The sequence below is a fragment of the Enterococcus sp. AZ109 genome, assembly GCF_051714625.1.
Classification (GTDB): Bacteria; Bacillota; Bacilli; order Lactobacillales; family Enterococcaceae; genus Enterococcus_A.
Map to the genome: position 1 here is coordinate 3,058,633 of NZ_JBIOSF010000001.1, position 12,766 is coordinate 3,071,398.

16 protein-coding genes are annotated in these 12,766 nt (G+C 39.1%); 13 read left to right on the plus strand and 3 right to left on the minus strand.

From position 1 onward, the window contains the following. Window positions 1-97: 97 nt before the first annotated feature. From IGI42_RS15075 to comGB, 4 genes are all read left to right on the plus strand, one after another. Window positions 98-883 (plus strand): phosphotransferase family protein, encoded by a 786-nt coding sequence (locus IGI42_RS15075; protein ID WP_438716690.1) that lies wholly within the window; start codon window positions 98-100, stop codon window positions 881-883. A gap of 171 nt (window positions 884-1,054) precedes the next feature. Then, complete coding sequence (gene trmB / locus IGI42_RS15080) at window positions 1,055-1,708, plus strand: tRNA (guanosine(46)-N7)-methyltransferase TrmB (protein ID WP_438716691.1); 654 nt, start codon at window positions 1,055-1,057, stop codon at window positions 1,706-1,708. A gap of 65 nt (window positions 1,709-1,773) precedes the next feature. Continuing rightward, on the plus strand, window positions 1,774-2,688 hold the full coding sequence (comGA, locus tag IGI42_RS15085; protein ID WP_438716692.1) for a competence type IV pilus ATPase ComGA: 915 nt from the start codon (window positions 1,774-1,776) through the stop codon (window positions 2,686-2,688). Continuing rightward, window positions 2,664-3,692 (plus strand): competence type IV pilus assembly protein ComGB, encoded by a 1,029-nt coding sequence (gene comGB, locus IGI42_RS15090; protein WP_438716693.1) that lies wholly within the window; start codon window positions 2,664-2,666, stop codon window positions 3,690-3,692. Before comGA ends, comGB begins: the two co-directional genes overlap by 25 nt. A gap of 58 nt (window positions 3,693-3,750) precedes the next feature. Here the strand turns inward: comGB and IGI42_RS15095 are convergent, their stop codons facing one another. Continuing rightward, window positions 3,751-5,190: a recombinase family protein gene (locus IGI42_RS15095; protein ID WP_438716694.1), complete on the minus strand. Its 1,440-nt coding sequence runs from the start codon at window positions 5,188-5,190 to the stop codon at window positions 3,751-3,753. A 178-nt stretch (window positions 5,191-5,368) separates the two neighbouring features. After that, on the minus strand, window positions 5,369-6,028 hold the full coding sequence (locus tag IGI42_RS15100; RefSeq protein WP_438716695.1) for a LexA family protein: 660 nt from the start codon (window positions 6,026-6,028) through the stop codon (window positions 5,369-5,371). Between the two features lie 171 nt (window positions 6,029-6,199). Between IGI42_RS15100 and IGI42_RS15105 the strand changes: the two genes are divergently transcribed. The 9 genes from IGI42_RS15105 (at window position 6,200) to IGI42_RS15145 (ending at window position 11,954) form a co-directional block, all read left to right on the plus strand. After that, complete coding sequence (locus IGI42_RS15105; RefSeq protein WP_438716696.1) at window positions 6,200-6,454, plus strand: helix-turn-helix transcriptional regulator; 255 nt, start codon at window positions 6,200-6,202, stop codon at window positions 6,452-6,454. Next, window positions 6,454-6,576, plus strand: a complete 123-nt coding sequence (locus IGI42_RS15110) for a hypothetical protein (protein WP_438716697.1) — start codon at window positions 6,454-6,456, stop codon at window positions 6,574-6,576. Before IGI42_RS15105 ends, IGI42_RS15110 begins: the two co-directional genes overlap by 1 nt. Before the next feature lie 135 nt (window positions 6,577-6,711). Beyond that, window positions 6,712-6,882, plus strand: a complete 171-nt coding sequence (locus IGI42_RS15115; RefSeq protein ID WP_438716698.1) for a hypothetical protein — start codon at window positions 6,712-6,714, stop codon at window positions 6,880-6,882. Between the two features lie 153 nt (window positions 6,883-7,035). Further along, window positions 7,036-7,824: a helix-turn-helix domain containing protein gene (locus IGI42_RS15120; protein WP_438717059.1), complete on the plus strand. Its 789-nt coding sequence runs from the start codon at window positions 7,036-7,038 to the stop codon at window positions 7,822-7,824. Between the two features lie 30 nt (window positions 7,825-7,854). Next, window positions 7,855-9,201 (plus strand): AAA family ATPase, encoded by a 1,347-nt coding sequence (locus IGI42_RS15125; protein WP_438716699.1) that lies wholly within the window; start codon window positions 7,855-7,857, stop codon window positions 9,199-9,201. Further along, window positions 9,201-10,235, plus strand: a complete 1,035-nt coding sequence (locus IGI42_RS15130) for an ATP-binding protein (protein ID WP_438716700.1) — start codon at window positions 9,201-9,203, stop codon at window positions 10,233-10,235. The genes IGI42_RS15125 and IGI42_RS15130 overlap by 1 nt, the downstream gene beginning before the upstream one ends. Window positions 10,236-10,246: 11 nt before the next feature. Further along, entirely contained in the window at window positions 10,247-10,759 is a 513-nt protein-coding gene (locus tag IGI42_RS15135; protein WP_438716701.1) for a hypothetical protein, read from the plus strand. 12 nt (window positions 10,760-10,771) lie between these two features. Beyond that, window positions 10,772-11,200, plus strand: a complete 429-nt coding sequence (locus IGI42_RS15140) for a replication terminator protein (protein ID WP_438716702.1) — start codon at window positions 10,772-10,774, stop codon at window positions 11,198-11,200. 4 nt (window positions 11,201-11,204) lie between these two features. Continuing rightward, window positions 11,205-11,954: a hypothetical protein gene (locus tag IGI42_RS15145; RefSeq protein ID WP_438716703.1), complete on the plus strand. Its 750-nt coding sequence runs from the start codon at window positions 11,205-11,207 to the stop codon at window positions 11,952-11,954. A gap of 11 nt (window positions 11,955-11,965) precedes the next feature. On the opposite strand, the gene IGI42_RS15150 is transcribed toward IGI42_RS15145, so the two are convergent. After that, entirely contained in the window at window positions 11,966-12,763 is a 798-nt protein-coding gene (locus IGI42_RS15150; RefSeq protein WP_438716704.1) for a hypothetical protein, read from the minus strand. Window positions 12,764-12,766 lie beyond the last annotated feature (3 nt).

Below are 12,766 nucleotides of genomic sequence, written 5' to 3' on the forward strand. Positions count from 1 at the left end.
AAAAAGCCTAAAGAAGAACATACATGCTCTTGACGCAGCCTATTTCTGTAGCTAGAATAAGGGGTACTGCGGAAAAAGCGTGAGGAGGGCCCATGAGATGGATTTTCAGTTAGATAGTGAATGGCGTGTACGTCCAATCAAGGGTGACACGGGTAAAACTTATATTGGGTACCGTGATGAAGACCGTGTCTTTATTAAAAGAAATACAACTCCGATGCTGGCTGCTTTATCTAGAGAAGGAATCGCGCCTAAACTGGTGTGGATTAAACGGACTGGTAACGGCGATACTCTAACAGCTCAAGAATGGTTAGATGGGCAAGTGCTACGTCCAGATGAAATCAAACAACGCAATGATGTGATTGACGTACTTTATCATCTGCATCATTCTGATTCTTTAATGACTATGCTCAAAAAAATCGGAGGCCGTCAAGTTTCGCCACAGCAGCTGTTGACGGATTTTGAAGAAAAGTTACCTCCAGAGCTGCAGCAAAATAGTTTCATTGAATTGGTTCATAACTATTTGAAAAAAAACATCCCTTACTATCCGAAAAAAAAATATACCGTTGTTCATGGTGATGTGAATCATCGGAACTGGTTAGTATGTCGAAACTATTTGTATTTAGTTGACTGGGATTCAGTAATGTTTGCTGATCCTGCTTTAGATATTGGAACAATTTTAGGCAGTTATGTACCACTTTCAAGTTGGAGCAAATGGCTGGTACGCTATGGTATTCAACCAACAGATGCTAATATGGAGCGAATATATTGGTATGCACTAATGAGTTTACTATTAGAAATTTCACGCTTGTATCGTCGTCAGGAATTTCGTCATATGAATCAAGCAATATTACAATTGAAAAGAATTTTTGCTGGAGGACTGTGACATAGGTAACAGCTTTATACAAATCCGAATTATACTTAGCAGTAACTCCTGTCAATCGCAAATTTGCGATAAGGACCGACTGGACCATGGGAGTGAAACTAATGTAATTCGGATTTTTTGCTATGAAGTTTCAGCTATTGTTCCAGTTCAACATTAAGGAGGAAAACAGGAATGCGTGTAAGAAAACGATCAGGAGCTGAAGAACTACTAGCTTCTCATCCAGAGTTTGTGGTAGAAGAGCCTCAAGCATGGAAAGGTCGCTGGCATGAGCGGTTTAAAAATGAGCAACCAATCCATATAGAAATTGGGATGGGCAAAGGACAATTCATTAACAATATGGCAAAAGCCCATCCAGATATTAATTATATCGGGATAGATATGCAGATTAGTGTCGTTTCATTTGCTTTGGATAAACTAATTGCAGAACCTGTAGCAAATTTACAACTTTTACATGTGGATGGATCAGAGTTAACCAACTATTTTGCTGAAAATGAAATTGATCAAATCTATCTTAATTTTTCTGATCCTTGGCCAAAAAAACGTCATGAAAAACGCCGTTTAACCTACCGAAGCTTCTTAGCAGTCGATGAAGCAATTTTACGTCCTAAAGGAGAAATTCATTTTAAAACCGATAATCAGGGACTGTTTGAATATTCATTAAGCAGTTTTTCAAAATATGGAATGGTCTTAGAACAGGTTTGGTTAGATTTGCACCATAGTAGCTATGAAGGTAATATCATGACTGAGTATGAAGAAAAATTTTCACAAAAAGGGCAACCAATTTATCGAGTGGAAGCCCGTTTTCCAGACAAGACAAAAAAATAGAAAAAAGTTTAGCGAGTCTAAAATAGACTCGCTTTTTTTGCGTATTTAATAGTGAGGTGAAGAAGATGACGATAGAAGAATTTTCAACCGAGCTCATTCATTATGGTGCATTGTATCACATGCAAGATTTTTATTTGATGCCTAGATCGAATCACTATGAATACTATTTTCGCAAAGGACCGTTCTATCATAGGCAAGGATGTATGTCTGATGAAGTTGGGGTACAACTAATTAGTCGCTTTAAATATCTAGGTCAAATGGATGTAAGTGAACGCCGCAAAGCACAATTAGGTGCAATAACTTATTCGTTGCCTCAAATTCAGCAGCGCTTACGTTTGTCCACAGTAGGAGATTACCTGCAACGGGAAAGCTTAGTTATTCGATTTCTTCATTCTTTTGGAATAAGCAAAGAACATTTTTTATTACCTAATCAGCTAACTACATTGAGAAATGCGTGCCGTTCAAAAGGTTTATATCTGTTCTGCGGTCCAGTCGGCTCGGGAAAAACAACACTAATGTACAAGCTGGCCAAAGAAAGTCCAGGCCAGGTTCTAACGATTGAAGACCCAGTTGAAATTGAGGAGACTGATTTTTTGCAGCTGCAAGTGAATGAGAAAATCCATCAGACATATGAAGAATTGATTAAGCTATCTTTGCGTCATCACCCGGATGTACTAATTATAGGTGAAATTCGTGATCAAAAAACGATTCTTGGAGCAATTCGGGCAGCACTGACAGGTCACTGTGTTTTTGCTACGTTACATGCTTCTAGTTTAGAGGCTGCAGAAAATCGAGCCATCGAGCTAGGAGGTGATAAGAAGCTGTTGCAGGACTGCTTGCGTGGAGTCATTTATCAAGAGCTACTCCCTTTTCAAGAGGAAGAAGTCGGTTTACTGATGAGCTATAGTTTTTACAATGAACAGCCACAACGTTTTACATGGCAAGAGGGGTTAAAATGTATCGAAGAAAAAGAACAATGAAGAAATTAACTATTCAACAAAAATTGCTGTTCTGCCAATTGCTGGGCGACTTGTTAAATAATGGATTTAGTTTGCAGCAAGCCTTAAACTTTTTGCAGACAGCTCACAGCTTACCATCAGAAATATTAGCTATGGTGCAGCAAAATCTTCATAGTGGTTTGCTGTTGTCAAAGAGTTTTGATCAGTTGAATTTTTCAGCAGATCAAGTGCTTCAAATATCTTTAGGGGAAATGCACGGCGGAATTGCTCTTACATTGCAAGGTATTGCCAAGCAAATGGTGTTGGTTCAAAAACAACGACAAAACTTTCTTAAAGCTGTCTCCTATCCAGGAATGTTAATGTTGTTTTTAATACTTATTTTGTTAGGTATGCGCACCTTTCTTTTACCTCAATTATTAGATAGTGGGATGCTTTCGGCTGACAACCCGTCTATTCTATTTATTCAAGTGACTCCATGGCTCATTTTAACTGTGTTATTTGTTGGCTTATTATGGCTGTTTTTATGGAATGTATGGGGGCAAAAGCAGAGCTATTTAATTAAGTATACATTTTTAGCTAAATTGCCTTTGATGGGTCGACTGTATCGAGATTATTATTCGGCTTATTTTGCTTTAGAATGGGGAAAATTATTTGATCAAGGATTAGAACTGCAGCAAATTATTGCCTGCTTACTTGCTACTGAAAAAGATTCCTTAATGAAAGAGTTAGCACTATCACTTCAGCAGAATCTAGTTCAAGGACAATCATTAGCTCAGCTATTAAAAGAGTATCCATTTCTGACGAGCGAGTTTGGTCAAATCGTTCAACAAGGTGAAGTCCGAGGGAATCTTGGAAAAGAATTACTGACGTATAGTCAGTTAGTTTGGCATCGCTTTTTTACGCGTTTAGAATTTTTGTGTTCATGGTTGCAACCCCTAGTATTTTTGTTCGTTGCTTTGTTAATAGTCAGTATTTATGTTGCAATGCTGTTGCCATTATCTAGCGGATTGGAGGGAATTTGGTGAAGAAAAGGCAGTTAAAAGGTTTTACTTTGTTGGAAATGATGAATAGTAAATATCTTCTTTACACTTTGAACTTCCACTTGATTTCAATCTTTTCCGGATATACTGTTACTTGATCAATTAACTTTTTACATAATCTTTTCTGTTTCTCGTAGTCTAAATTTGAGATGCCTATATCGATTCTTGATAATGTCTCTATAGCCGAACGTGGGTCTAAATCTGGCTGGTTCGATTTAATCCTTTCTAATTTATTAGTAATGACGTTCTTTTCATCAAGTAGTTTCTTTTGACGTTGATCCAGAACGTCTTTTGATATTGTATTTTCCAAGTATAAATCTACAATTTTTTCTAGAGCAATATCGATTTCTTTTAACCTTGTTATCAACCCCGGTTCTTCTGAAATAGAGCGCTCAGTAGAAAAACTAACAATAGCTTTAGGATTTTGTCTAAGCTTTTCAAGTTCCACCAAAACTAAGTTTTCTAGCATTTCCATACGGTATCTGCTTGAGGTGCATCCGTTTGGATTACCTTGTCTTAGACGGTTATGGTTTTTGGATTTACGGGACAGGCATGAATAAGTTTTTAGTCGAGTTCCATCTTTACGTATATTTCCAAGAACAACTTCGAAAGCTGCTCCGCAAAGACCACACTTCAATAATCCTGAAAGCATGTATTTTGTTTGGAATGGGCGAGGGTTATTATTCTTTTCGTATGCGGCTTTTTGCCGTACTTCTAATTCTCTTTTGGTAGTTTCAAAATCAGCTTTAGAAATCAGAGGCTCGTGCTGTCCTTCGAAAAGTTGGTTTTGATAACTAACGTAACCTGCATAGATAGGGTTTCCTAAAATCATCCTAAGTGCTCGGTAACTCCATTTGACATCTTTACCAATATGACCTTCTTGATTCAGCTTGTCTATCAATTTAGTAATGGAACTACCTGCTAAATATTCCTTGAAAATTTGCTGAACAATGGGAGCTTGCAGAGGGTCTATCTTGTAGATATCATCTTCATAAAAATAACCAAATGGGACTCTTGACCATCCCATAGCTTTGCCGGATTTAGCGCGCCCCAACTTACCCATATTCATACGTTCTTTAATTTGCTCTCGTTCCAGCTGGGCAAATACAGCAAGTATTCCAATCATTGCTTTACCAAATGCAGTGGATGTATCGAAATTTTCATTTAAGCTTACAAACGAGATCCCTTTATTGGCGAATACATCTTCAATTAAATACAATGTATCTTTTTGGGATCTTGATAGTCGGTCGAGTTTGTATACTAAAACACACTCAAATTTCTCTTTTTTTGCATCAGATATTAATCGTTTCATGGCTGGTCGTTCAATATTCGAACCACTGTAACCACCATCTCTGTAAATGTTAGAGATACTCCAGTTCTTAATTTCGCAGTATTTAGATAATTTGTCGATCTGTTCTTCAATTGAATATCCTTCTTCTGCTTGCTCTAGAGTTGATACCCTAACATATATTGCTGTTTTCATAGTAATTCCTCCTACTTTTTGCTAAAATAGGGTACAGAAAAGAAGCCTATACCCTAGGTTTGTTTTTTTCATATCACATCCATCTAGTTTGGCGACCGGGGGATGTGGTTTTTTTATTTATAAACAAAAATCACGTCTTAGAAGAGTCCTTGGACCCGTTTCTAGATAATCAGCACTACTATAAATCAAAACTGACTTTCACTGCTTTCCCAATGATACGTGCAGGTGTATCAGGTGTAATTAGGATAGGTGAAAATCTCGGATTGTCTGCAATCAACATAACAATACCATTTTGTCGTTTGACTCGTTTTAATGTTGCTTCTTCATCACCATTAACAATTATAGCCGCAATTTCCCCGTCTTCGATGTCTGCCTGCTCCTTGATCAAGACATAACTACCTTCAGGTATAGTGGGCGACATGGAATCACCACGAGTTTTCAAGTAAAATAGATTTCCATCGGGAAGTGTATCCTCAACCTCTTCTCTATATCCATCATAGTTTTGTACAGCTAAGATAGGCTCTCCACACGTGATTGAACCAAGAATCGGGATTTTCACCAAGTGAGATACAGGATTGTAGTTATAAATTCCAAGATCCTCATTGACGCCTGCTGGTTGACTATTTTTCTCAGTTAACAGTTCAGTCTTTTGCACACCAAAGTATTCAGATATTTTTTGAATAGATCCGCTTCGCGGCATTTTCTTTGCGTTCTCCCAATCAGAAACTGTAGATTGAGATACTCCTATCGCTTCAGATAATTCTGTTGTGCTAATGTTTTTTAATGTTCGCAATCTTCTTAAGTTAGCCCCAAAAATCTCCTTCAAATCATCACCCATCAGCTTTTTCTCCTTCTACTTAATATATTAAAAAAATTATAGCATTAGATAGCTATTTTGTATAGCTTTTAGCGATAAAAAAACATCACTACGAGTGTTCTTTATCGCTTTAAGTGTTGACTTACCGCTAAAAGCGATATATTATTAATGTATCGAAAGGGGGGCGGCAAGATGCCTGAACGACAATTAATGACGCTAGCTGCATTGCGACAACGCATGAGAATGACCCAAGTGGAGGCGGCAATTTTGGTAGGAGTAACGCGGGAAACTATAATGCGATGGGAAAAAAACTCTTCGCAAATGCCTGTAAAGTATATGTTTAAGTTTGCAGAAATCTACAAATATCCGATGGATGGAATTTTTTTTGGCGATACTATCGCTTTTAGCGATAAGTTGAAAAATAACGAATTAGAGGAGGCGCAATAATGAAGGTTTTTAATTTTGATGCTAATGGTAATCCGATTGATGACCTTTCTAAAGTTACTTTATCACTAGAAGATAGTGCTTTTATTTATCAACTGTATCTGGAGTCTTCAAAAAAGGAGTGATCACCTAATGGAAATAACCGTCAAATTAACAACCGGAGGCACAGTGACTTACACAACAAATGAAACTGAAACTCACAAGAGAACGCTTGAGCGCTGTAAGAAGCAAGGTGCCAAGCAAATCACGGTGAAGCCCTGATGCCTGAGATGGTTTTCGCTTTTGTTCTATGGATTGTCGTCTTAGTAGGTATTGGCATCAACGTGGCGTGCAAAGATCAATTGGGGAGAATACTAGCTCTAATTGCTTTTTTCCTAGCGGTTATTACTTCGATAGGTGTCTTTTTAGTGATAAAAGGAGTGATCAAATGACGAACAAGAAATGGCTTGCCGCTTTAGCTGTGAATGGGACAAACCGTATCAGGCGAGTCCAAGCTGTATGTTACATGAGCCTACTGCTAAACGGCGTCCTTATTTTTTCGATGCTGGCCATGATGATTTTTGGGAGGTGATGGTTTTGTGAAGATGTGGACAACTAAAGAACTGCAGTATTTAAAGGATAACGCTTTGTTGGCCGAAACGAATGAGGTTCTAAACATGAAAGAGATGGCCAAGAAGATTGGAAGGTCAACAAGTGCAGTAAATAAGAAGGTATGTGATCTTCGAAAAAATGGCGAGTTACCAGCGATTAACCGTGTTAATTCATTCGATAGTAGAGGTCGTCCTTGGTCTGTAGAGGAGGACAAAAAACTTGTGGCTATGAAAAAAAGAGGAGTGAGCCATGCAGAAATCGCTCAGGTCTTGGAACGATCACCCTCGTCCGTCAGCAATAGAGCAAACCGTCTTGTAAAGGATGGGAAAACAACTTCTTCGTGTGTCAAATGGTCCAAACAAGAGGTCAATCTCCTAATAGAGAATATCGAGTTCGATGGTAATGGATTTGTTTCAAACTATGCTGAACTAGCTCGGTTGGTGAATAAAAGATATGAACAAGTTCAAGCGAAAGTAGCTAGATTGAGAAAAGACAAGCTCTTAACTGTTTTACCAAAAAAAGGCACCGCTAGCGTCAATGCTAAACAAGCAATGCAAAGGTTTAACGATGCTCGTTTTGCTTCGTATAGCAAGGAGGATAGAAGCATGGATAAAAACATCGATAACACGTCTCCAATTTCTGTTGAATCTAAGCAGGTCATGCTCATTTTAACCACAGTAACAATCAATGGAAAGTGTACTAACCAGTATTTTACACAAGATGGCCAGCTAATTGCTACAAAAAAAGAGCCTACCTCGGGGGCAACCGAGATAAGCAAATAAAAACTACTATCTAAGGAGAGTGTAAATCATATGGCAATGAAAATCAATAAGCTTGAGATCGAGAACGTCAAGCGAGTAAAAGCGGTAAAAATTGAACCGTCACCAACCGGCCTCACTATTGTTGGTGGAAACAATAATCAAGGCAAGACTAGCGTCTTAGATGCGATTGCTTGGACATTAGGCGGAAACAAATACAAGCCGTCTCAAGCAACGAGAGAGGGTTCTGTGACACCGCCGCACCTGTCAATTGTTATGAGCAACGGTCTAATCGTAGAACGGAGGGGCAAGAATTCTGATTTAAAAGTCATTGATCCAAACGGACAAAAAGGTGGACAGCTACTTTTAAATAGTTTTGTCGAAGAATTGGCGATCGATCTACCTAAGTTCATTGAATCAAGTTCGAAAGAAAAGGCAGAGATTCTCCTGCAAATTATTGGTGTCGGTGATCAGTTGTTTGAACTAGAACGGTCAGAAACAGAAGTTTACAACAGACGTCATGCGATCGGTCAGATCAAGGATCAAAAAGAGAAGTTCGCTAAGGAAATGGACTACTTCACAGATGCTCCAAAAGAGTTAGTCTCCATTTCTGAGTTGGTAACACAACAGCAAGAAATCTTAGCTCGTAACGGCGAGAATCAACGTAAACGTCAGCAAGTAACCGAAATTAGTGCACGTTTCGAACTGGAGCGTCAGCAAATTGAAAATATGCGCCAGCAGCTCTTGGAATTGGAAACTAAGCACGCTCAGACCTCTAAGGACTTAGAGACTGCCCAAAAATCCACAAAGGATCTGCAGGATGAATCTACAGCGGAGCTTGAAAAGAATTTAGCTGAGATCGACGAAATCAACCGTAAGGTACGTGTCAATCTTGATAAAGACAAGGCAGAACAAGATGCAGCAGAGTACCGCAATCAGTATGATGCCTTGACTAATCAAATTGAGGATATCAGAAAGCAAAAGACGGACTTATTAGTGAACGCTGCTTTACCATTGCCGGGCTTATCTGTTACCGATGGAGAATTAACTTACAACGGCATGAAGTGGGATAACATGTCCGGTTCTGATCAATTGAAGGTATCTACCGCGATCGTTCGAAAACTGAAACCAGATTGTGGCTTCATTCTGCTGGACAAGTTGGAACAAATGGATATGCAGACTTTGGAGCAATTTGGACAATGGCTAGAACAGGAAGGCCTACAAGCTATTGCTACTCGTGTGAGTACCGGGGATGAATGTAGCATCATCATCGAGGATGGCTATGCGGTTAAAAACAATACATTGCCTCCTGGAGATCAACTAGGCAACACGACAGCGGCAGCTGATACCTTGCAGCCCGCTACTAAATTTGAACCAACATGGAAAGGAGCGGCATTTTAATGAATATTACTTCGGGAAAAATCCCTAAAGCGCAAAAGGTTGTGCTGTATGGAGTGGAAGGGATTGGAAAATCAACTTTCGCTAGTCAGTTTCCGGATCCTTTATTTATCGACACAGAGGATTCGACAAATCATATGGACGTACGGCGGTTCGATAAGCCAACAAGTTGGACAATGCTTATGCAACAAGTCCAATACGTGAAACAAAACAAGCCGTGTCAAACCTTGGTGATCGATACGATTGACTGGGCAGAAGGCTTGTGTAAAGAGCATTTGAGAGGTTTAGGTAAGTGGGCTGATACAGGCAATGACTATGGCAATAAATACCTGGCGCTTGAAAATGAAATGGGAAATCTATTGAACACACTTAGTGACGTGGTGGACGCTGGAATAAATATTGTTATTACAGCTCATGCGATGCTTCGCAAGAAGGAAGAACCCGATGAAATGGGGGCTTTTGACCGCTATGAATTGAAATTAGAAAAGAAAGCGGCGGGGATCGTAAAAGAGTGGGCAGACATGGTTCTGTTTGCCAATTATAAAACTACGGTTATCACTGATAGCAAAACCAATAGCAAAAAAGCTACAGGTGGTCAACGAATGATGTACACTACGCATCGACCTGCCTGGGATGCCAAAAACCGTATCGGATTGGCTGATGAATTGCCATTTGAGTATGCCCAAATTGCACAATCTCTAATGGAGGTTACTCCTGCTGCGCAACCTACAGTTGCAACAGAACCTGGAAAGACTACTGTAGTTGATTCAGATTCAGTAAGTATGCCAGAAACAAACGAAAACTTTGGACCAGAACCAACAATGGAACCCATCCCGGCAGTTGTTCCACGAGCAATGGCGGATCTAATGACAACGGATAAGGTAACGGTTGATGAAATCATGCAAATCATTTATCAAGGCGGCTTCATGCCAGTAGATACACCATTGGAAAACATTCCCCAAGACTTGTGGAATTACCTGGTGACTAACTGGGTTGCGGCGATGAATTTATTAACAACGAAAATTAGACAATTTTAGGAGGATGCTACATGAACAACGAGAACGAATTTATAGGATGGGGCGACAGTTTTGTTGCCGAAGAAAGTCAATTTACTTTATTACCTGCAGGAGAATACCCATTCACTATTGTAGGGTCAGAACGAAAAATCTATGACGGAAATAGTACGAAAATTCAAAATGGAACACCATTTGTTGAATTAGAAGTAAAACTTAGTGGTACCGAAGGGGAAACGACTGTCAAAGAGCGACTTTACATGGTCAAAAAATTCTCATGGAAGCTGACGCAATTCTTCACTTCAATTGGGCAAGCACCAGTTGTGGGTCAACCTTTTTCGCCAAACTGGAATGTTGTAATTGGTAGTAAAGGACGTGCAAAAGTAGAAGTAAACAGCTACACGAAAGATGGACAACAGCGTCAAAACAATCGTGTCACTGAATTCTTGAAACCAGCTGCTAATAGTCAGTTAAACCAAGGACAACCGCAACCCCAAAATAACCAACAGACTAATACCGCCGGTGGATTTCAACCAGGCGCATTCTAGGAGGACAGCTAAATGAATACGGAAATCGAACTAAATTTATCAGAACTAGCCAATGGAGCTATTCAAGAAAAACTGGATGGAGAGCTTGAAAAAGTCTTCTCCAATATCCATGATCCAAACACTGCCGCTACGGCTAAACGTACGGTGACTATTAAATTGGAATTTAAGCCAGATGATACGCGAAAAGTCATTTCTTTGGCTAGTGACTTTACAACTAAGTTAGCGCCAGTAGAAGGGGTATCTACCACAGTTTTAACCGGCCGAGATGTCGTGACGGGCAAAGTAGAAGCGCGAGAACTGAAATCTGTAGCTCCTGGGCAAACTTATATTGATCCTGATGATGGAAAAGCTAAAACAGATGTTGGCCAACCTATTGATGTCGTGGAAAAAGAAGAAGCCAAACGTCAGCATATTATTGACTTACAAAAGAAAAGAGGATAAATAAATGAGCTTAGAAAAAAATGCAATTCAATATTTAATGGAACAGGGAATTAAACCGGAAGATCGCGTGATTGATATTGATGGAGAAGAACGGTGGGTGGTAATTGACAATAACGGTCAACCAACTGAAATTATGCCACGTGTCTTCACTGCTAAAGAGCCATTAAAGATCAACACACTATCAGGATTCGTGAAATATGTCAAAGCGAATTTAGATCGGAAGGATTACGCGTTGATCGTACATGTAAAAGACGAATGCCACGTGCATTTAAAAGGATTGTTAGAAGTTGATGGCAGCCGTGAAACTATCGCTGTCGCTCAAGCGATCGTACCAGAATTCCGTTTCGATTATTTCATGAATATGGAGGAGTTCAATATTGCCCTTCAAGCGAAATTTGTTTCTACTGAGGATCGAAAACTATTATTGCAGGTTGTTGGCAATGTGGCTGAAGAAAAAGTAATGCAGACTGGTGATGACGGTGTCAGCCAAGCCGTGACAATTAACTCGGGACTTTCTTCTAAAGCTGATGTGAAGGTACCCAATCCTGTTTCGTTAGCTCCATACCGTACTTTCCTAGAAGTTGATCAACCAGTGTCACAGTTCATTTATAGAATGAAGGACGGCCCTCGTGGTGCGATTTTTGAAGCAGATGGGGGGGCTTGGAGAAATCAAGCAATCGTAAATATCCGCGAATACCTAGCAGATAATTTGAGAGAAGAAGTATCAAAAAATCGAATCACTATTTTAGCCTAAATGAAAAGGGCTCACATACCGAGCCCCTTTTCAACTAAATATCCAATGACTGCGGACATAACAGCACCCAAAATGAACATTATTGGCCCAAAAAACAAACTGTCCTTTAACCAGTACCATTTTGCTTTTACACCTAGACCGTAAATATCTCTTTTTTTAATATCAGTGACTAAAGTATCGTCAATGGCTAGGTTTACCATTTGGCTGAACATTCTTACTTTGCCTGCTGAAGACATACTCAATTCAAAGTATTTTCCTTCATTAAAGGCTTTAGCTTCATCAGCTCCACTTAAATAATTTTTTGGCTCAAGGTTATTTTTTTTCATGAGTGATACCATTTTGGGATCTTCAACATATTCAGAACCATATAGTGATTTAAATAGGGAAGCAATATTGATTTGGTTAGAATCAATAATTTTATAAGGCTCTCCGCCCAATACTTGAAACCTATGTTCCAGGGCTTTAAAACCAAATAAAGAATCTCGCATATTCCAATGTAACCATTTTTTGTGCTGATTCAGTTTAGCATAATCAAAGAAATCAGCTAGCATGGATTTTTCGATTTCAGGATATCTTTCTGGAATTGATTCAAAGTCTATTTTCATTGCTTCTGCCGATTTATAAATAGCAAATAGCTCAGATTGACCATACTCAAGATTTTCGACCGCAATGGACGTTATACGTGGACTTTTTCCTCGAAGATCGAAAAAACTTTCACTCGAATAATGAATTATCAAATAATCTTTTTTATTGCCATCAATTTTCTGTATTTGTGATAAACCGTTTTTTCTGTCATTAACTCTACTCATAAT